The sequence below is a fragment of the Haloarcula rubra genome, from assembly GCF_019599465.1.
In the GTDB taxonomy this organism is placed as follows: domain Archaea; phylum Halobacteriota; class Halobacteria; order Halobacteriales; family Haloarculaceae; genus Haloarcula; species Haloarcula rubra.
In genome coordinates this window covers 1-20094 of record NZ_RKLR01000008.1, presented here as the reverse complement: position 1 = coordinate 20094, position 20094 = coordinate 1, and the positions used below count along the sequence as shown (strand labels likewise).

General features: G+C 57.2%; 19 protein-coding genes and 2 pseudogenes. 8 read left to right on the top strand and 13 right to left on the bottom strand.

Features of this window, described 5'->3' with window-relative positions:
* The first annotated feature begins 255 nt into the window (after positions 1-255).
* Positions 256-1038, top strand: a complete 783-nt coding sequence (locus EGH21_RS16980) for a helix-turn-helix transcriptional regulator (protein WP_123622727.1) — start codon at positions 256-258, stop codon at positions 1036-1038.
* Positions 1039-1322: 284 nt separating this feature from the next.
* Here the strand turns inward: EGH21_RS16980 and EGH21_RS24740 are convergent.
* Positions 1323-1722 (bottom strand): annotated as a pseudogene (locus EGH21_RS24740) (transposase); the annotation flags it as partial.
* Positions 1723-1784: 62 nt separating this feature from the next.
* On the bottom strand, positions 1785-2336 hold the full coding sequence (locus tag EGH21_RS16970; protein ID WP_220619671.1) for a helix-turn-helix domain-containing protein: 552 nt from the start codon (positions 2334-2336) through the stop codon (positions 1785-1787).
* A 130-nt stretch (positions 2337-2466) separates the two neighbouring features.
* Here EGH21_RS16970 and EGH21_RS16965 point away from each other — a divergent pair, with 130 nt between their 5' ends.
* Positions 2467-3270, top strand: a complete 804-nt coding sequence (locus EGH21_RS16965) for a DUF8170 family protein (RefSeq protein ID WP_220619670.1) — start codon at positions 2467-2469, stop codon at positions 3268-3270.
* 408 nt (positions 3271-3678) lie between these two features.
* On the top strand, positions 3679-4071 hold the full coding sequence (locus EGH21_RS16960; protein WP_220619669.1) for an ArsR/SmtB family transcription factor: 393 nt from the start codon (positions 3679-3681) through the stop codon (positions 4069-4071).
* Positions 4072-4225: 154 nt separating this feature from the next.
* On the opposite strand, the gene EGH21_RS16955 is transcribed toward EGH21_RS16960, so the two are convergent.
* The 5 genes from EGH21_RS16955 to EGH21_RS16935 form a co-directional block, all read right to left on the bottom strand.
* Positions 4226-4531, bottom strand: coding sequence for a helix-turn-helix transcriptional regulator (locus EGH21_RS16955; RefSeq protein WP_220619668.1), 306 nt, complete (start codon positions 4529-4531; stop codon positions 4226-4228).
* Between the two features lie 402 nt (positions 4532-4933).
* Positions 4934-7321, bottom strand: a complete 2388-nt coding sequence (locus EGH21_RS16950) for a heavy metal translocating P-type ATPase (protein WP_220619667.1) — start codon at positions 7319-7321, stop codon at positions 4934-4936.
* 463 nt (positions 7322-7784) lie between these two features.
* Positions 7785-7976 carry a DUF7333 family protein gene (locus EGH21_RS16945; protein ID WP_220619666.1) on the bottom strand — a complete coding sequence of 64 codons (192 nt, stop codon included), beginning with the start codon at positions 7974-7976 and terminating at the stop codon, positions 7785-7787.
* 16 nt (positions 7977-7992) lie between these two features.
* Entirely contained in the window at positions 7993-8397 is a 405-nt protein-coding gene (locus EGH21_RS16940; RefSeq protein ID WP_220619665.1) for a DUF7541 family protein, read from the bottom strand.
* 98 nt (positions 8398-8495) lie between these two features.
* Entirely contained in the window at positions 8496-8900 is a 405-nt protein-coding gene (locus EGH21_RS16935) for a CopG family ribbon-helix-helix protein (RefSeq protein ID WP_220619775.1), read from the bottom strand.
* A 301-nt stretch (positions 8901-9201) separates the two neighbouring features.
* Here EGH21_RS16935 and EGH21_RS16930 point away from each other — a divergent pair, with 301 nt between their 5' ends.
* Complete coding sequence (locus EGH21_RS16930) at positions 9202-9771, top strand: hypothetical protein (RefSeq protein WP_220619664.1); 570 nt, start codon at positions 9202-9204, stop codon at positions 9769-9771.
* Positions 9772-10165: 394 nt separating this feature from the next.
* Here EGH21_RS16930 and EGH21_RS16925 read toward each other — a convergent pair whose 3' ends face one another.
* Positions 10166-11923: a Na(+)/H(+) antiporter subunit D gene (locus EGH21_RS16925; protein WP_220619663.1), complete on the bottom strand. Its 1758-nt coding sequence runs from the start codon at positions 11921-11923 to the stop codon at positions 10166-10168.
* A 245-nt stretch (positions 11924-12168) separates the two neighbouring features.
* On the opposite strand from EGH21_RS16925, the gene EGH21_RS16920 reads away from it, so the two are divergent.
* The gene (locus EGH21_RS16920; protein ID WP_220619662.1) at positions 12169-12849 is read left to right on the top strand and encodes an SDR family oxidoreductase; all 681 of its coding nucleotides are present in this window, start codon (positions 12169-12171) and stop codon (positions 12847-12849) included.
* 73 nt (positions 12850-12922) lie between these two features.
* Here EGH21_RS16920 and EGH21_RS16915 read toward each other — a convergent pair whose 3' ends face one another.
* The 3 genes and pseudogenes from EGH21_RS16915 to EGH21_RS16905 form a co-directional block, all read right to left on the bottom strand.
* Positions 12923-13789: a sulfurtransferase gene (locus EGH21_RS16915; protein WP_119712945.1), complete on the bottom strand. Its 867-nt coding sequence runs from the start codon at positions 13787-13789 to the stop codon at positions 12923-12925.
* Positions 13790-13879: 90 nt separating this feature from the next.
* The gene (locus EGH21_RS16910) at positions 13880-14119 is read right to left on the bottom strand and encodes a DUF7996 family protein (protein WP_119712944.1); all 240 of its coding nucleotides are present in this window, start codon (positions 14117-14119) and stop codon (positions 13880-13882) included.
* A gap of 264 nt (positions 14120-14383) precedes the next feature.
* A pseudogene (locus EGH21_RS16905) lies at positions 14384-15397 on the bottom strand (DUF63 family protein).
* A gap of 160 nt (positions 15398-15557) precedes the next feature.
* Here EGH21_RS16905 and EGH21_RS16900 point away from each other — a divergent pair.
* Positions 15558-16085, top strand: a complete 528-nt coding sequence (locus EGH21_RS16900; RefSeq protein WP_119712943.1) for a GNAT family N-acetyltransferase — start codon at positions 15558-15560, stop codon at positions 16083-16085.
* 26 nt (positions 16086-16111) lie between these two features.
* Here EGH21_RS16900 and EGH21_RS16895 read toward each other — a convergent pair whose 3' ends face one another.
* Complete coding sequence (locus EGH21_RS16895; protein ID WP_119712942.1) at positions 16112-16609, bottom strand: methyltransferase family protein; 498 nt, start codon at positions 16607-16609, stop codon at positions 16112-16114.
* Positions 16610-16698: 89 nt separating this feature from the next.
* Positions 16699-17319, bottom strand: a complete 621-nt coding sequence (locus EGH21_RS16890) for a DUF420 domain-containing protein (RefSeq protein ID WP_119712941.1) — start codon at positions 17317-17319, stop codon at positions 16699-16701.
* Between the two features lie 172 nt (positions 17320-17491).
* Between EGH21_RS16890 and EGH21_RS16885 the strand changes: the two genes are divergently transcribed.
* Positions 17492-18439 carry a cation diffusion facilitator family transporter gene (locus tag EGH21_RS16885; protein ID WP_119712940.1) on the top strand — a complete coding sequence of 316 codons (948 nt, stop codon included), beginning with the start codon at positions 17492-17494 and terminating at the stop codon, positions 18437-18439.
* A gap of 259 nt (positions 18440-18698) precedes the next feature.
* Positions 18699-20094, top strand: a 1396-nt coding sequence (locus tag EGH21_RS24590) for a transglutaminase TgpA family protein (protein WP_220619661.1), incomplete at its 3' end; no start/stop codon positions are given.

The window sequence follows — 20094 nt, the reverse complement described above, 5'->3', positions numbered from 1 at the left end:
TGGTTGTCATCTGGCATGTGGACACACCACACCCGGCACATAACCGGCGGTTGTATTCATCTCACCGACTGATGAATTCTTCATGAGATGAGGGGTGCCCCCAGTTGATTGTACCCCCTCCCAATCCATACCCCCCTCCCCCACAGGTTGACCCCCACCCCCACACCGTGAGTAAACCCCCGCATCTGCTACTAATGAATCAACCTACTCAGCTATAGGGAGAATTTAACCGTCGCCTATGTGTAAATAGTTAACATGGCTCTCTCATCCGGCGACGATCTCGACGCCGTCCTCACCGAGCGCCACTCCTACCTCCGCGTACTCATCGAACACCCACGCTCGAAACGCGATTTAGAAGACGCGGTGGATGTCTCGCGCTCCACGCTGGACCGTGCCCTGCGCGACCTCGCTGCTGCTGATCTCGCCCGGTATGAAGACGGCGTCTGGATGCCTACGCTTCTCGGGTGGTGTAGCTACCGAGCGCAGGAAGCGTATCGTGACCAGCTCTCTACACTCGCCGAAGCCGCCCCAATCCTCAACCACCTCTCGATCGACGAGCCGATTGGCTGTGCGTTCCTCGATGGCGCTGACGTCTACGAGGCCGACCCATCGATGCCGGACGCAGTCATACAGACACTTCTCGATTCGGTTGAGCACGCAACGGAGGTGTATGTCGCTACTCCAGTCGTCGTGACTGGCTTCGCCGAGGAATTCTACGAATGCGTGAAGATTAGCGAACGCTACTCGCTCGAGATGATCCTGCCAACCCAGGTGTTCGAACAGGTCCATACCGCGTTTCCGACGCTCACGAACGAGTTGATGAACGACGGGAACGTGCACCTGTATCGAGCATCGATCCCGTTTTCGTTCGGGCTCTGGATTGCGGATGCGGACGAGGTTGGAATCGTGGTCTTCACTGAGCAAGGGCTGGGTGGCATTTTGGTGAACGATACCGACGACGCGCTCGACTGGGCGACAGACCAGTATGAACGCGCGAAACAGGAGGCTGAGCCGGTCTTCCTCCGAGGCCGCCTCTGAATAGGAGAAAATCACCCCTCCAATTTTTGATTCAGTTCTCGATATTTTGAATAGAAGGTACGCATCAAATCCATCCTCCGAGATTGTGCTCCGTCCACAGTTTCGGAGGATAGGCTAGTTTCAGGCTGACTCTCCGTCAACTCGTAGTTCTTCTCCCCGATAGAGAATCGAATTTGAACCCTTTCGGGTGCACTATCGGACGGGCGTGAGAAATTGCGTGAATTCTGGCGCTGCCGAGCAACGTCGCCACTCCCGAGAGGTGGACTCAGCGAGGGATCAGCCTGTTAGTCAGGCGGGATCAACGCCGAGACGACGATCTCAACACACTCGCCCGCGGTCAACACGGGCGTGTAGTCCATCTCTCCATCGACGCCTGCTTTCAGCAGGAAGTCCGTGAGCCGCCAGATGTTGTAGAGCAACACCGCGAACACGAAGTAGAACAACCGCACGCGGTAGTCTTTCGAGGACGTCTTCGCCAAAAAAATCACCCTTGATGCTCTTGTACTCGTTTTCGATCTGCCAGCGCCGACTATACCGGCGACAGAACGTCTTGGCCTCATCCGGTCCGACTCGGAGGTTCGTTGCGAAGACAGTAGTTCCCTCACCGCTCGTCGACGGCACGTACAGAAACCGCATCGGATGCGAGCCGGCCTCGACGTGGACGGACGCTGATTCAACACCGACGGGTGGGGGAACTCTCAAGTCTCAGAGAGAAATGGTCCCCGTCCGAAGAATCACGATCATCCTCACTCAAACAGGTCGTCGAAGGCTCCTTTCTCATCGTCGGTTGCTCTGCCTGCGAACATGGCTGGCTGTTCGGGCTCCTTCAGTTCACCCACGTCTACGTCTTCCTCATCGACGTCGAGCGCCTCAGCTACCTTGTCCGGGAGCGCTGGACGGGGGGCATCCTCGTGGCGCTGGATTCGTTTCGGCTTGACTGTGTTCTCATGAATAGCGCGGAGAACGGGGACACCACGGAGGTACTTGAACTCCTCCAGCACCGCGACGCCCCGTTCGGTCAGTCCGTAGAACTTGCTCGGCTGATCTCGCGTTCCCTCGCTCCCCTCATAGGTATACGCCGCGATGATGCCGTGATCGATCAGCTCCCCGAGCTGGTCGAGGATCGCAGACTCGCTTTTCTGGCTGTAGTACCCGAGTTCTGCGAGGGAGGTCAGGTGGGCGGGATGCCCGAGGATTGTCTGGAGGATGTGGTGGCGAGTCTCCTGAGAGAGGAGTTCGTGCATCGCCCGCTGGGCCTCGAAGGGAGCAGTGGGATCGGCCGGGGGCGTCTCGCTCATACACTTACCTCAGCGCCACAGCAGTATAATAGTTCGGTATAACCCAGTGGGCATATCCAAGTTGGTCAAATTCAATATAGCCAAGTTATTTCGGCAGCATTAAGTGACGCTCACACCCACGTCGGCCCGAATGGCTCCCTCCGGGTCGTCTGATGCTGCACGGGTCAAGCAAGCGCTCAACAGAGCGTTGACCGACCCGCTCCAAGTCGACGAACGGAAGGCAGCGATCGAGTTTATCCGCACAGAGTTGCCTGCTTTCCAGGTATCCGGGCGCACGACCTACCTCGTCCTCGGGAGCTACCGCGACGGGTTCGAGCGAAATCTCCGAATCGTTCAGAGTGAACTCAACAAGCGGACCGACACGTTCGCAGCTGTCGTCGGTGATCTCCGTGACCCCGACTTCGCCGACCGATCGCCGTTCGCGGTCAAACTGCATCTGCTGGCCACGTACGCCGACTGGATCGCGGGTGTCTACGAGAAGGAATCTGGCGGCGAGAGCCCCGAACTCGGTGCCATCCATACTCTCTATTTCACAAAGACTCATGTCCTGCCGAAAGATTACGTATGGATGACCGACGGGAACGTGGACACTCCCGACGCCGTTCGACGTGCAGCCCTTGAGATCTACTTCAACAACGATCTCGACGACGAGGACAAGAAAGCCGAACTGGAGGGGCTCTATCACACGGCCAAAGAGAACGATATCAGTATCACGTCTGAGGAGATCAGAGAAACGATCAACGAACGGAGGCAGTCAAACGAATCTCCAGCGACGTATAGTTGGGTTCATCTCAGCTTCTTCCGCGATTTCGAACGCGCCGGGCAGTGTCATTCCTGGTTCACCGATAGCGAGCTGAGAGAGCAGGCGGCTCGCGTTCCTGGTCCCAGTCTGCCACGGTGGGCAGCTGACTGGGAACCGGACGGCGCTCTCTAAGCAAATCGGTCGATATCGCCATTGTCGGAACTCAGAGCTCGTTCACGACGAGTAGAGGAGCGAGAAGGAACGTCCAAGACGGCCTCCGGATCATGCAGCAAATGCAGGGGATTGTCGCTTTGAGTCACGTTTCGAGATTAGAACTCAATTTCTGAGAAATTCATTTCGCAGAATGCCGTTCCTCGGATGGCTGACGGAGGATTGGGGGACTCTCCACATCAGAAGGTCAACTTACTGCACCGGAAGTTCGTTTCGCCGTCGAACATTACGCTCTGGAAGGATTTGGAGCGCAAATGGATGTCCATCGAACGCGAAGAGGTATCCACGAAACCTATCGAAGATAAATACTGAAATTTTTCTTTGTATTCGTTTGGTTCATATAGACGCCCGCCGAAGGTACACTCACTAATGGCCGCTGAGACCGAGCCCACGACGGCAGCCCCTGATGAGGGAGAGCTCGAACAGTACGTTGACCAGCGGCTGTTCGATGACAGTATGGGTGCGCTCGCTGACCACACTGCCCGAAAAGCAGCACTCGGTGACGAGCGGCGCTACGCGATTTTGTTCCTCCTCTGGGAACGGGAGGAAGTCGCTCGGAAAGAACTCGCTGTCGCTATCGACGATGACAGGTACGACCTCAGTCATCACCTCGGAGAACTCGTCGATGCTGGGCTGATTGCTCGGACGGGTGCGCCTGAAGATGCTGACGGGCGACAGACATTCTACACGATCACGCATCTCGGACGGCAAGAGATAGAGTCGGACTATCGAAGCATCACTGGCTTCGATCACTCACAATAAGCTATCGAGCGAAACGGAGGGCTTCGCTGACTGTAGCTGCTCCATTGTTCGAGCGTAAGCGACGAGTAGTCCGTTTGACACCCTTTCGATGTTCTCGCAAGTCTGGGATCACATTCAATCTTGATCTATCTATGTGCCTCAAAGCAATCATCGATTACTCTATGAGTACGTTCAGCCCGCTCGTTTCCTCGGAGAGATACTTGTTTTCCCAGGTCCGCCGCCCCCGAAGTACTCGCCGTGCCTGTGATGTCAGCGTGTAGCTGTTCGTTCGGTCGTCGAGTTTGCCCTTCTTGATGAAACCGTCCTCGACGAGCGCATCGAGATTCGGATACAACCGTCCGTGGTTGATTTCCGACTCGTAGTACGTGTCCAGTTCGTCCTTGATTGCGAGCCCATGCGGTTCATCAAGTCCAGCGAGCACGTACAGGATGTCACGCTGGAAGGCTGTCAAGTCGTTCATCTGTTCTCACTTTGAACTACGGCATCGTAGTCGTTATGACATCGCAATCGGTATTACGACCGATTGCCAACGCTCATGTGGCACGTTCCGAGACAGCGTGCCATCCCGATGACAGCACCCCCTGTCCCACTCCCTTGCAGTCGGCCCATTATCCGCTCCCGACTGTCATCGGGGCTTCTCTCTTCACAGTCGCATTATCGGAATTCGGGTAATACTGCCTGCGATATTGGTTGCTTGTGAGAACCCCCGAATTCGGTCGGTCTGTCTCGGGTGACTGTATCCGACTGATTGTACATCGTCACTCACGACCGTAATCGATACCGGATAATCGTCAATACCTCACTTCGGACTCGGTTATAGAGACCTGAGGGGAATACCTGCGTCTTTAGACGACAGAGGATGTCAGTCAGTGTGAAGCTGATCTGGCGTGAGCCGTGAGAGTCGCATCGCATTCCCGGTGACCGCCGTTGTCATGCCAGCGTCCCCGACGAGGACGGCCGCCCAGATGGGGACGAGGCCGAACGGAACTCCCAGAGCGAGTAGTGCCTTCGCACCGAGGCTCACCCAGATGTTCTGTCGAATGACGCTGTTCGCGTCGTGAGCGAGTTCGTAGAGATACGGCAGCTTCGACAGATCGTCGCTCATGAGGGCAATATCGGCGGTTTCGAGCGCCGTGTCCGTTCCGGCTGCCCCCATCGCAACACCCACGGTTGCCGTTGCGAGTGCGGGGGCGTCGTTGACGCCGTCGCCGACCATCGCGACCCCGTCGTACTGCTCGTCGAGTTCCTTGATCGCTTCGACCTTCTCGTCGGGGAGCAGTTCGGCGCGGAACTCGTCGACGCCCACTTCGGTGGCGATTGCCCGTGCAGTCCGCTCGTTATCACCGGTAAGCATGATGATGTGCTCGACGCCAAGATCGTGGAGGCGCTGGATCGTCTGCTTCGACTCGGGGCGGATCTCGTCAGCCACGGCGATGATGCCCTCGATCTCGGCTTTGGTTCCGACGAGCACGACGGTCTTGCCCTGCGACTGGAGTTCGGGAACGGTCTCCTCGAGGAGGTCGAGACAGTCGTTACGCTCGCACATCTGGCGACTCTTCGTCGTGACGACGCCGCCGTCGGTCGTTGCGTGGACGTGTGACAGGTCGAAGCCCAACTCGTTGAACAGCCCCGGCTTGCCGGCGTAGTGTGGCGTGCCGTCGAGGTCAGCCTTGACTCCTTTTCCGGTGATGCTCTCGAACTCGTCGACCTCGCGTTCCGCGACGGCTGCCTGTTCTGCACGGCCGACGATGGCCTCCCCGATGGGGTGTTCGGACCGCGACTCCAGCCCGCGGGCACACCGGAGGACGTCCTCCTCACTGTTACCGTTCAACGGAACAACATCCGTTACCGTGAGTTCGCCCTTCGTGATTGTCCCGGTCTTGTCCATCGCGATCGCTTCGACCGCGCCCATCGCTTCGAGGTGGTTCCCACCCTTGATGAGAACGCCGTTTTTCGCGGCACTGGTGATCCCCGACACTACGGAGACGGGCGTCGAGATGACGAACGCACACGGACACGCAAGCACGAGCAGCGTGAGGCCGTAGACAATGAACGTCGGCCACGACACCCCGAATAGGAGGGGCGGGATAACCGCCACCAAGATCGCGAAACCGACGACGACCGGCGTGTAGTATGAGGAGAACCGCTCAACGAACTGCTCGCGTTCGGTCTTGTTCGATTGAGCATCCTCAACCATCTGGACGATGCGCGAGAGCGTGTTGTCGCCCGCTTCAGAGGTGACCTCGACCTCGAGATACCCCTGTTCGTTGATCGTGCCGGCGTACACATCGTCCCCCGGTGTCTTGTCGACGGGCACGCTCTCGCCGGTAATGGGGGCCTGGTTGACGGCACTTTCACCATCGAGCACGTCTCCGTCCATCGGGATTTTTTCGCCCGGACGCACGACGACGACGTCACCGACAGCCACGTCGTCGACAGGAACCGTCACCTCTTCACCGTCGCGCTTGACCGTCGCCTCGTCGGGTGAGAGGTCCATCAGTTCGCGCAGCGAGTTCCGGGCGCGATCCATCGAGTAGCGCTCGAGCAGTTCGGCGACGCTGAACAGGAAGGCGAGCGTGGCGGCCTCGAAGTACAGTGACTCCCCGAAGACGAGCCCGGCGATGACGGCCCCGCTGATGGCGATGCTCATCAACAGGTCGATATCGAGATTCAGGTTCCGTGCAGAGTAGTAGCCGTTCCGGAAGATGACCTGGCCAGCGACCCCGATGGCGACGAGGAAGAGGATGTCGGCGATGAATAATTCCCGGCCGACGATCTCAGCCACAAGCACGTTCTGGCTCGTAAGGAGGAACTCGAAAAGGAGCCCGAGGGTGACGAATCCACCGCTGATCCACGTTTTGATCGCCCGCGAGCTGGTCCAGACGCTCTCGCGGTCGTCGGTGGGGCTGTCTCCAGCGTCCGCGTCAGTCGCCGTCGAGTCGGTTACCTCGTAGCCAGCGCTCTCGATAGCATCGACGATGTCCGGTGGTGAGAGGGATTCCGCATCGTACGTGACGACTACCTTTCCGGTGGTTGGCTGGGTATCGTAGCTCGATAGGCCCGAGAGATTATCTAGGGCATTCTCGATTTTCCCTGCACAGGATGGACAGTCCATCTCGGGGACAGAGAACTGGGCGACTTCGCCCTCGCTCGACGATGTCGCGGTTACGTCGTCGGCTCCGTGTCCATCGTGGTCGTGGTCGTGGGATTCATCATCTGACTCGTGTGAATCCCGGCCGGACGATGTCATTACCAGAAGCTAGGCAATGGCGAATTATTAAATTGGCTGCTATAAAACCGCCTCTAAATAAGTATCCTTAGCAATTTTCTGGAGTTGAGTTATTAACAATCTCGCTCCGACTACATCAAGATCCCGTTGTGCTTGTTCGGGAACTGCACCAGAGGGTCCATGTCTCGCGTTGAGAGATACCCATGTATGCTCCGCTGGAAAGCGCTTGCTCTTGGGAGTGCGGTTGGGCTCGTGACGCTCGGAGCAGGACCGTTTATTTCTTTCCCCCAGATGTTCTGTGGGCGGAGTAGTACTGCTGTTGAGTACGGGATTCGTTGGCGGGTTTGTCGCCGGTCGGTTCCTGAGTGACGGGTGGCGAACAGCTGCCGTGCATGGCGGCAGATGCCAAGGCGTAATCAGCGAGTCCCGGGATGAGAATCGTCGCGACGACTGTGAGCCCGAACTGTGCTTCCTTGGGGGAGCATCATCGGTGATGGTTTGCCCGATATTCACCGTGTTTGACGCCGAGGGCGAGCGACAGGACGCCGAAGACGACGAGGCCGACGCTCACCATCGCAACGGTACTCGTACTCATCGGACTCATCGCCGTGCCGCCAACGAGAACGGCGAGCAGGATGATGAATGCGATTGCGGTTGTCGTCGTGTTGAATTCCATGTATGTTGTAGTGATCTCAATCAGATGTTGTTTCTGTCGATTCGGTCGTCGCCTTCGAATCTCGGGCACGTGTCCGGATGAACCCCACCCAGAGGAGTGCACCGAGGAGACTGAGGACGCCGGCGATGGCGATCGACTGTCCGCGAACCGTCGTCCCGGTCTGATTCTGCAGTACCAACGTAATCCCAACGCCGACTAGTGCAACTCCTTGCACCCCAGCCGCACGCGCAGGTCGAGAAACATACCCTGCTTCCGTCAGGATTCCAGCAACCGATCCGACGAACAGCAGCAGTCCCGCGACAGATACTGGACGAAGTCCAAGAACCACGCCAACCTCAGAGAGTGCTAAGCCGAGTGCAACGAAGAGCGGCCATGGGCTAGTCCCGGTGAACTGGTCGCCGGAGTCGCAGTCGTCACTCATCGGTGGTTCGTCCGTCAGCCCCGAATTTTATCTGTTGATGATGAGGCGAGGACATCTCTTTCACGTTGGGTTGTAGAGTACTACGTAGCCTCTGCATGTTAAGTGTCGTTATTTTCTGTTGTGGGTTGGAGGAACAAGACATTGACCCGTCCGACGGCGTCGAAATCACGGAGGCGATACACTAATTCTCGGATGCGTCCTGCCGGACCGCGACAGAAAATCGTTTCCAGACACCAGTCACCGTGCGTGTGGTGGGTCGTCTCGATCACGTCCTGAAACTCGTGTTGAACGGTATGGAGTTCGCCGATAACGAGCGTGTGTTCGTAATCGAACGCGAGGGCCGCTGTAGCGTCGCCTGATACTTCCTCCAGTTGTCTATGCCGTTCGACGTATTCCTGGATGGCTTCTCTGACGGCCCGTGACCGCGACTCTAGCCCCTCGGCTTGCCATGTCTGGTCGAACGTTTCGAGGACATCTGACGGAATGTTCAAACTCGTCCGCATATCCATATGTGGAACTGCGTGGTTGAAAGCTCTCGTTATTACGAATCCCCGGATTCAAACATAACAACCGTCTTCAGCGGCTCGTTCCTCCATCAGGTAATGGCAATTGGTTCGGGTGTACTCATCGGTGTGATTGCGATGGGACTCTTTCACGGGCTCGAGCCGGGACACGCATGGCCGGTCGCCGGCGTCTACGCGCTCAATCAGCGGCGCAAATGGCTCACGGGGCTGGCCGGTGGGCTGCTCCTCTCGATTGCCCATATCCTCGCCTCGAGCGCGCTCGTGCTCGTGTTCCATCCTCGTGAGCACGCAGATCGATCTCTCGCCGTTCACCACGTTGATTCGTGCTGGTGCGGGTGTATTGTTACTCTATCTCGGCTATCGGCTGTACACTCACGGACACGATCACGACCATGGTGGCCATTCTCACCACGAGTCCAGCGACGGCCACGGGGATGATCCCGAGGGAGCATATGACCATCGCCACGAGCATGATGAGGGATTCGCATTCGATGCAGACGCGGCCGATGCCTCCCAGAGCGCTTTGTCAGCGTTTCAGGTCGGCGAGAACAATGGCTTGCTCGGGTTCGCTGGCTTCGCCTTCCTCGTTGGATTCGCTCACGAGGAACAACTCGTCCTCCTGAGCTTCTGTGCAGGTGCTGGTAACTGTCTCACCCTGGTGCTCGTCTATGGCGTCGCTGTCACCGTCTCGATTACAACGATGGTACTTTTGACGGTACTCGCGTACAACCAGGTACAGGAACGCGTCGAAAACGTCGACGAGTACCTGCCGCTGGCGAGTGCAGTGATTCTGTGGGTGATTGGTGGTGTGTTCCTGCTGGATGCGGCTGGCGTTATTCAGTTCCTCTGAACCGGTTTGGGGACAGTATTGTTTCCATTCTATACTCCGGTCGCTCTTCCAGCAGAGATTGTTGATATCGTTCACCCGAAGACGTGGTTATGACTGAGCGGTGCGTAGAACGGTCTACAGCAAAGTTCCCGGTTGAAGGCTTGGAGCAGCGAATCACAATACAGTCCGCCATCAATAATGCAAGAGCGTTACTTTGTTATTCCCTATTGCTTTATCGGCAGGTGCTGATCAGTCATGGAGTATGTCGCCGGGGGTGAGAATGGAGTGTCGGACTCAAGGTTTCGTTTCGAATCGTTGGCGATCTTGGTTCGGACTTATCCTGTAAGTGACTCAAACTTCTAATATTGTTCCTAACGTTCGTCGACCGAGTTGTGGAAATGACGGGTATCATCAATTAACTGAAAAGCAATATGAATAACATCAGCGCGAGCACTGTTATGAGGAGGGCAATCGATTGGCCGATACCTGCTCTAAGCGTACCTGTTTTTGGGGTTTCATCCGGATTTTCGGCTCCTTTTGATCGTTCTACAACACCTCTTATGCGTCGGACTCCTCTTTCGGGATTATTAAGGAACCACATATACCCTCTGAAGAGATACATAACGAGGCGATCGACGCGATCAAAGGATTCTGTGACTCCTTTCACTATTGCTCGAGTACCATAGAAGACTGTAGGATTATAGATGTCGTCGATATCTGGAACGCGGCCGACTCGTTGGAGTGGACGGCGCAAAATAGTGAAGCCAATAATGCCGGCTATCGCGAGTACGACTCCTTCGCCAATGTGACCCAGCGTGAAGGTTTCGTACTTGATTTCCGAACCGGCTGGGATGATACTAAACAATGCACTGGGGACGATTCCAAATATTACACACAATCCTGCGACAACTCCCATTGCAATTTTCTGTCCAGTGGTTGCGTCGCGAATCTCGCCGTCGTAGTCGCCGTAAAAAAAGACATGGTAGCCCAATTTGATGAACGAAAGGAATGTTCCCACTCCGCCAACGATCAGCAACCACCAGAGCACCTCTAATTCCTCGTAATCGGCAGCTGCTAAGACCATTCCTTTGCTGACAAACCCGTTAAAACCCGGGAATCCTGCGATTGAGAGCGCCGCTATGGAAAACGCCAGGGCCGTTACGGGCATTTTCCTAGCGAGCCCGCCGACGTTTTTCAGACTTTTTTCACCAGTTCGAAAAATCACGACGCCAACGGTCATGAATAAGAGACTCTTATAGAGGATATGGTTGAATACGTGGCCGAACGCACCAGCAGTAGCGAGTGTAGTTCCAATCCCGATCCCTGCAATCATGTAGCCAACCTGCGATTGGATATGATAGGAGAGGAGTCGACGCATATCACTCTGCATGAGAGCCATGAATGCGCCGAAGACGGCCATTCCGCCACCCATATAGGCAACTGCGAGTTGTCCATCCGGCAAAATCCGGAACATTATATAAACCCCCGTTTTCGTCGTGTAGACAGAGAGAAAAACGCTCGCAGCGACGTGGGGTCTGGGGTATGTATCGGGGAGCCATGTGTGTAGGCCAATGAATCCGACCATAACGCCGGCACCCACCACGGCCAATACTTGAGGGACAGTCCCAACGATCCCATCAGCAGCACTAAATAGAACCGAATTGACGGTGACGTACTGCCAGACGATCGCTGCCAGTAATAGTGACCCAGCGATTCCATGCCAGAGTGCATACCGGAACCCTGCTCGGACGGCCCGGCCGCCGTAATGCCAGACAAGCAGCGTACTCCCGATAGCCATTAACTCGACAAAGAAAACGAGTGTCAGCCAGTCACCCGCGAAGACCGCCCCGATACTTGTTCCAACGTAAGAGAGGGCGAATGCTGTCTGAACGGTGTCGGCATCGCTCGCGTATGAATAGATGACACCGATTGAGCCGATAAATGCAAAGATACCGCCCATCAATCGCGAGAATGCGTCTATATAGAGAAAAATAGTCGAAAAGCCGAATAGATTCCCTGAGATGAGCACTCCTTCTGGGAGTAGCCACACATATGGTACAACGGCGGCAGTCACCACTATACCAAGTGCGTGACCTACCCTGCGGGAGAGGACTGGTAAAAGGATTACAACCAATAATATTGGCACAAATGGAGGAATCGGTGGTAGTGCCATTAGTCAGTGCCTCTGCAATAATCTGGTTGTGGATCATTTATAAATATCCCGAATAAGGCGCTACAGAGAACTTCCCGGACTGGTATCAGACAATTCATCGGATTGCGATTTTTGTTAGGATCTCGCCATCTTTAGATTTCCATTCGCACCACATACAGACGGTCTTAGGGGACAAATGACGTTCGAGGGGGAAATTCGTTGGGATGGTTGAAAGACTTAGGCTCCCCCCGCGTATGGATCGGACAATGAGCGAACACGATGCTGTCCTTCTGGCTGGGGCGAGCGGCGATACTGGTCGAGAAGTACTGACTATCTTGGCGGAAACTGACATCACTGTGCGGGCACTCACACGTTCTCGGGAGAAAGTCGAACGGTTACGTCGCTTGGGCGCCGACGAAGTTGTCGTCGGTAATCTCCTGAATCGGGACGACATAACGCAGGCCGTTGAAAACGTCGATGCTGTGCTGACTGCTGTCGGTACGCATCCATCCAAGGTACTCTTCGCGGACGAGTTCGTCGACGGTCGTGGGAACGTCAACCTCGTCGACGCATCGGTTGATGCCGACGTCAAGACGTTCGTCATGGAATCGTCCCTGGGAGTCGACGAGGACCGCGGGAGTATCATGGCCCGCGCGTTCCGGGTGTTCATCCGTCCCGTTATCAAGGCGAAGACGGGGGCCGAGCGTGCGATTCGGAAATCCGAACTCGAGTATACGATTTTCCGTCCAGGTGTCCTTGTAGGGAACTGGGCCACTGGAGACGTGCAAGTTGCCGACGCGGGTACCGGCTTGTGGGGAATCGTCTCCTGCCGGGATGTGGCACGGTTGATGGTCGCAGCTCTCGATACGCCAGAGGCAACAGATCGAACCTTCGAGGTCGTCAGAAACCCGCTGTTCCGCGATCGTGAGCTCGATGTCGAGTGGTAGTTCTCACATCGATAGAACCACGAAAAGAGATCAAACGTGCCTCAACGGTCGCCCTACGTGCGAATATCGGAGACTAATCCGCTTCGCCTTTCTCGACAGGCGCCCCGACGAGGTTGCCCCACTCGGTCCAGGAGCCGTCGTAGTTGATGGTGTCTTCGTAGCCGAGCAGTTCGTGGAGCGCGAACCATGCGACTGAAGAGCGCTCGCCGATGCGGCAGTAGGCGATAGTCGTCCCCTCGCCGTCGATGCCCTCCTTGGCATACAGTTCCTCGATCTCGCCATGGCTTTTGAACGTGCCGTCGTCGTTGGTGACTGCTGCCCACGAGATGTTCTGTGCGCCGGGGATGTGGCCGCCGCGCTGAGCGGTCTCTTGCAGTCCCGGGGGTGCGAGGATCTCGCCGGAGAACTCCTCGGGCGAGCGGACGTCGACGAGTGGGAGACCGCGGTCGATGGCGTTCTCGACGTCCTCACGGTAGGCGCGGATGGACTCGCGGGGGCCGGACGCGTTGTACTCGACGGCGGAGGATTCTGGGACGTCGTCGGTCGTCGGATAGTCGTTGTCGAGCCAGTAGTCGCGCCCGCCGTCCATGAGCTTCACGTCGTCGTGGCCGTAGTATTTGAACTGCCAGTACGTGTAGGCGGCGAACCAGTTGGAGTTGTCACCGTAGAGCACGACCGTCGAGTCATCGGTGATGCCGTGGCTGCCCATCAGGTCCTCGAAGTCGTCCTTCGTGAGGATGTCTCGCTGGGTCTGGTCCTGCAGTTGGGTCTCCCAGTTGAAGCCGATTGCGCCGGGTGCGTGCGCCTCGTCGTATGCCTCCGTGTCCACGTCGACCTCTACGAGACGATACTCGGGGTCGTCACTCTGGAACTCATCAAGATGCTCCTCGACCCAGTCGGCCGAGACGAGTACGTCCTTAGCATAATCGCTCTCGCTCATACACGAGGATCGTTTCCACGCATCTGTAATACCTTTACCGGAATGATCCCCTCTTCACCAAGTGTCATCCTCACCGATTCGGTGCGGACATTACTCGGGGTCCTCCGGGTCAGCGACCTCGGTTGTTTCGGGCCCCGACAGATCTAACGGCCGTATCCAAACGTACCAGATGATCAAGACGATCTGTCCATATCCGAGTATCCAGACACCGGTTGCGAGCATTTCGTAACCCATCTTGGTCAACGTATTGTCGATCAACCCCGTGAGGATGAACGCTCCGAACAGAACGAATGCTAAGCGCCGCTTGCTGGTAATGTCTATTGATATCATCTCTCTTGTGTTATGCAGTAGTTGAATAGTGTCCCTCCTAAATGGTGGGATGGAAGCCATTTCGTTTCGGGCACCATCTTCCTCTGAGTCAAGGTTTTCACAGCTATATGCGTGTGAAACACTGTCCAAGTTCGTTTCGTCACGCAACAGTTGTTTCGGTCAAAGGCGGCCAAGGCTCCCACAAGTGCCAGTCCACCATCGATTCCTCCGGTTCTCTTCACACCATTTTCGGGCGGTCCATCGGCCGGTACCGTATCCAGAATCTCACACCCCCATAGTTACCCGCAGCATTCCACGGACACCCTGCGGGAGCCCGACAGCGGTCGCAACGAAGAGGATGATCCAGCTCCAGCGGGACGTGAGGTCCTCGTCTCCGGAGCCGATGGTCCAAACGATCAGCGCGACCGCTGCGAACTTGAGCAGGAACGTCGATCCGGAGAAGTTGGTCGCCTCGTAGACGACTTGGGTGATGAACAGCTTCGGCGTGTATCCGAAGAAGGTGACGCCGAGCAGGTTCTGGGCGGCGTCGAGCATCTAGCCGAACACGAGCAGTAGCGTTAGTGGGTGCTGGAGGTAGCGACGGTCCAAGCGGTCACCTGTAAGATAGAACCCGGCGACGAAGAGCGCGGCGATCCCGACGGTCGCTACCGGAACGAGTGGGCGGAAGGGTCGTCCCGACCCGAGACCGAACGAGAGGGCGACCACGACCCCGGCAATCGACCAGACGGTCCCGACGGTTCCACACGCGAGTGGAACGGCGTGTTCGCTGTCGAAGTGCTGACGGAGAAGAACCCCGATAAGGAGTGCGGCGGTGGTGATCGCAGCGACGGTGAAGTAGATCGGTGGGGTGATGAACAGCAAGTTGAGTGGCCGGAACAATAGCTCCGCATCTTCAAGTGCGCGCATCACCCCTCCGGCAACGAGTATCGGGGCGAGTCCGTATGCGAGACCGACGTCGAGGTCGATATCGAACGCAGTGAAGAACTCCCGCACGCCTGGGAGCGCGTACAGCATGATCGTCACGTAAGTAATCGTGTTCACCGGGTTGTAGCCCTTGACTGCACGAATCCCCTCGTGAGTCACCGGTTCGCCGGCGCCGTCCGCAACGACCGGCCCCCAGAGGTACTGCCAGATGTATCGGTCGTAGACGAGTTCGGGGACCAGTGCGAGACCGAGGCCGACGAGGCTAACCGGCGCGAGCAGATACAGGAGCCACCACGAAACCGTGCCCGTCGGTGGTAGCCGGGCCTCTATGTGATTCGATACTGATGATGTCATGGATTTCCAATTTTCACGTCCTGCAGCAGGGAGATGTGAGATGTGACACTCTGACCCTCGTACTCTTGATACCGACTCGCTCCTCCTATTCTTTTCGGATGCTTGGTCAGTGACGTTCGAGACCCCATGTTCTCAAGTCTGTCCCCTGAGTCCTATCGATATGAGCGAGCCAGCAACATCGGTTGTACGCGTCGACGTGGACGCTCACCGATCCCTTCTCGAAGGGCTCTTGGCCGAGTATCACAGGTGGATGGAGACGGTGGTCGGCCGCGAGACAAGGGTGTCCTACGACGCCGACGCGCGCGTCGACTCCGACCTTCGGGACGTACTTGATCCCGCGATGGCTTGTCTCGGCTGGCTCGCCTTTCGAGGAGATACCCCGGCCGGGTGTGTCCTCTTCTACGGCGTGGCCGACGACAAGGCCGAACTCAAGCGGCTGTACGTTCGGCCCGCTCACCGAGGTCATGGACTCGGACAGGCCCTCACAGAGACCGTCGTTGATGTGGCCGCCGGACGTGGCTACGGGACTCTCGCTCTTACCACGCCGCCGTGGAGCGATGCAGCGCACGCGCTGTACGACTCGCTCGGCTTCGAGCGCACGGGGCCATACCCGGAGACGCGACTCCCCGAACAGTATCACGACGATGCGATTTTTATGCAGCTGGATCTCACTGACTGGGCCGACTAGCAGGTCTGATCATTCGACTACCAGCCTCAGAGCCACCGGCGAACGCTGTCGTGGTACTGGTGGAACTCATTGCCGAATGTTGCTTCGAGATACGCCTCCTCTCGTTCGATGACTCGGTCAAGATACCAGAGAAGAGGCACGAGCGTCACCAGTGGCCACAGCGTGTCGAAAAGCAGGCTTGCTCCGACGTACGCTAGGCTCTGGCCGAGGTATATCGGGTTCCGGCTGTATCGGAACACGCCTTCGGTGAGGAGTTCCGGTGATTCGTCGTCGTGGGCTGGCGTCGTCTCGATGCGTCGCATCGCAAGGATCGCACCGACGAACAGGGCAACGCCCACGATGACCAACAGCCCACCGATCGGGAGGTTCCATGGCTGGATGACGGTTCCAATATGTGCGATTCGATCGAGACCGATACCGACGACGAACGCGATGAGAGCTAACATCGGAGATGGTGCGAGGATCTCCCCAGGTTCCGCTCTCCCGTGTTCTGGCTCGTGACCAGAACCTGGCTGTTCGGTCATAATGGGTATGTCCGTTCGGACCCACTAAGGATATTCGCTCGCGGGGTGTGTTTCACTCCGGGGGTGTCTCACGAACCAGTAGAATCCACCTATCCGGCGAGGCGAAGCCCTTCCCATCCGTAGATGTGGTTCAACATCAGGTAGGTACCAATGCCCAGCGCGAGGCTCACGGACCACGCCGCGACGGCTGCCTTCCCGACGCGTGGGTGGATGGTGTCACCGAGTTCGGCCGGGGAATAGCTGAGTCCGAGGACGACGGCGTGCAACACCACCGGGACGGCGACAATCGAGAGTAGGATATGCACCGCTAGCATCCCCCAGTACGCATACGTGATGAGTGTGGCGAACTCCGCGAGGAACTGGCCCTGGCTGACGACGAACTCTTTCGTAAACCCGCCGGCCTGCTTCCAGATGTAAACGACGAGGAAGAGCAGGATAAGCGCGAACGATGTGAGCATCGACCACTTGTGTTTCTGGACGTCACCGCGCCTGATGAACAGCCAGCCAGTGATGAGCGCGGTGAGCGCGGCCGTGTTGATGACCGCGATAAGGTCACCGAACAGGATTACCGTGTCACGCCCCAGTTCGGGGAACGGGACAAGCCCGACGAACGATCCGATGACGACCACGTAGCCGATTATACTCAGTACAGCCGTCACCACGCGCGGATGGGTGCGTGTGCGCTTCCGAACGGTCTCAGCAATCGCCATGGTGGTCCATCACAGTGGAGGGTGAATGGTTTTACGGTGGGTTCTTGACTGTTTGTGAATGGTGAGAAGATAGGATTGAGGAACGGCTATCACTGCGGTTCGCAGTCTCGGATTCGGGTAGACCTCTTTTGAGCCGGCAGGCATTTGTGGATTCCGGAGGTTCCACCCGATAATGGCAAGCAGTAAATCCGTCGTCATCGCCGCGCTTGTCGCGAACGCCGCTATTGCGGTTTTGAAATTCATCGGGTTCACACTAACAGGGAGCCCGGCCATGTTGTCGGAGACGTATCACTCCATTTCCGATACGGGCAACCAGGTATTCCTCCTCGTCGGAATCCGGTATAGCGAGAGGACGGCGGATCGAGCCCATCCATTCGGATACGGGAAAGCGCAGTTCTTCTACTCGTTTCTGGTATCGGTACTCCTGTTCGGTATCGCTGGCTGGGAGTCGGCCAAACAGGGCTTCGAGGCGATCATCAACCCACACTCACCGGGCACCGGAACAGCGACGATACCGTTTACGACGATCAGCTTTGACGCCGTGTTCGTCAACTACAGCGTCCTGCTAGGTGCGATTCTCTTCGAGTTCTTCGCGCTCCGGAAGGCCTACGCTGGTCTCACCCGACAGATGCAGGAAAATGACTGGGAAAGTCTCTGGGAAGCGTTTCAAAAGACCAGCGACGTAACGACGCTCACCGCGTTCACGGAGGACACGATTGCAATGGCCGGTGCCGGGCTTGCCCTGTTTGGGGTCTTCCTCTCACGACAGACTGGAAATCCGATCTTCGATGCTGTCGCGTCCTTCCTCATCGGGCTCATGCTGATGGGGTTTGCGATCGCGTTGGCGTGGGAGAACAAGCGGCTCTTGCTGGGCGAGAGTCTCCCCGAAGCGGACGAGCAACCACTCCAAGAAATTATCCGATCGACTGCTGGCGTCGAGCATATTGACGATTTTCGGACGGTGTATTTCGGCCCAGAGAAGGCGGTTCTCACTGCCGACGTCAGCTTCACGCCGAACCTAGACACGGTCGAGATGGACACCCGAATCACTGAGATGGAGGATGCGATCATGGAACGACAACCGAGCATCACGAAAGTTTACATCGAACCCGAGCGGTAGCCGCCATCGTCCGGTGAGGAACGAACCTGCTACGACCACGGGTTCTGTTTCCCGTGAAGTCCGCTTTTGTGCCTCTCGATCACGGCATTAATGCGCCGAGGTTTCCTTGGTACAGGGTAGCAGAGATTCAACTGGCTGTCGCCGTTCTGCCCACTACACACGATGCCAACACGAAATCGCTCATGAGCACGAGATTCTCCACTGACCGCTGGGCTGAGCTTGTCACTGGCACTGAGAAAGAAGCGCAAGCGGTGTCTGTGTGGCCCGTCGACTCACGCTCCTCGCCGGACTCGTGTTGATAGGGTCGTTCTTGAGTCCCCTGTATCATATCACCGATGTCGTCGGTGGTGTGGGCTGGCTCGTGCTCGCTGTCGCGAGTGCCTTCGGCGTGGGCACGATTGCAGCACGTGTCCTTCCAGCTAAAATCGGTCTCGGAGTTGGAGTGTTCCTGTTCGTCCTCGGACTGGGTGGCTATCTCTGGGCGATTCCCAACGCGTATGTCGCGCTTCTCTCCTTTCGACTCCTCTCGGATTTGGTGGTACTCGTCCTGGGTGAGCTATCGGTGTTGCAGATCGTCCGAGCGGATCTGTGGGCGATTGCAATTGCCCCCGCACCGGTGTTCGGGACGTGGTATTTATTGGTCCGACATCGATATGATCTGGCTGCTTGGGTTGGCGGTCTCACACTGCTGTTCTTTGTGCTCACGGGCGATGCGAGTGAGGCGCTCACACTTGTTGGAGTGGCGGGTGCGATGGGCGTCCTCGGGTTCGGTTCGCTCGATCGCGCGGGAGCGTCGTGGCCACAGATACGGGAGATCGGGCTCGTACTCACAGCCGTGATCGTGGTGTCACGTCTCGCTTTACCAGTGACTGCTCGACTGACGACCTCTCCATCCGATTCTCCTGTTTCAGGATTATCTGGTTCGTCGCAGACACCGACCCTCGAGGGGAGTCTCATCAACGCTCCCGACCGGGTGGGCATTCTGGGAGGTATCTCTCTATCACCGGAGGTTCGGTTCACCGTCACAGCTGATAGACCGGCGTTCTGGCACGTCGCTGCGTACGATCGCTTCACCGGTGGGAGTTGGGTACGCTCTGGCGAGACGACGACGTATTCCGGACCTTTGCCTACACCACCCGGCGAGACCCAAACGCTCGAACAAACCTTCGAAGCGGCTGCAGCGGTCAACACGATGCCAGCCGCGTGGAAACCCGTCCGCGTCGGAACTGACATTGCCCAACGGACGCGCGTGACCGATCTCGGGGGGCTCCAACCGACGCGATCTCTTTCGGACGGAGAGGCCTATTCGGTTACCAGTGAACGTCCGCAGTGGACAACGTCCCAGCTCCGAAACGCGGACGAAGACATCCCTGATCCCATTCGAAATCGCTACCTCCAACTGCCGACCAGTACGCCCGAACGTGTCGGCCGCCTCTCCGCCGAACTCACGGCCGATGCTGACACGTGGTTCGACAAGGCAGCTGCAATCGAGCAGTGGCTGGAACGAAACAAGCAGTACTCGCTGGACATCACACGCCCCGACGGCAATATCGCAGACAGATTCATTTTCGAGATGGAACGAGGCTATTGCGTCTATTACGCGACTGCTATGGCGACCATGCTTCGGACACTCGGTATTCCAGCCCGATTCACGG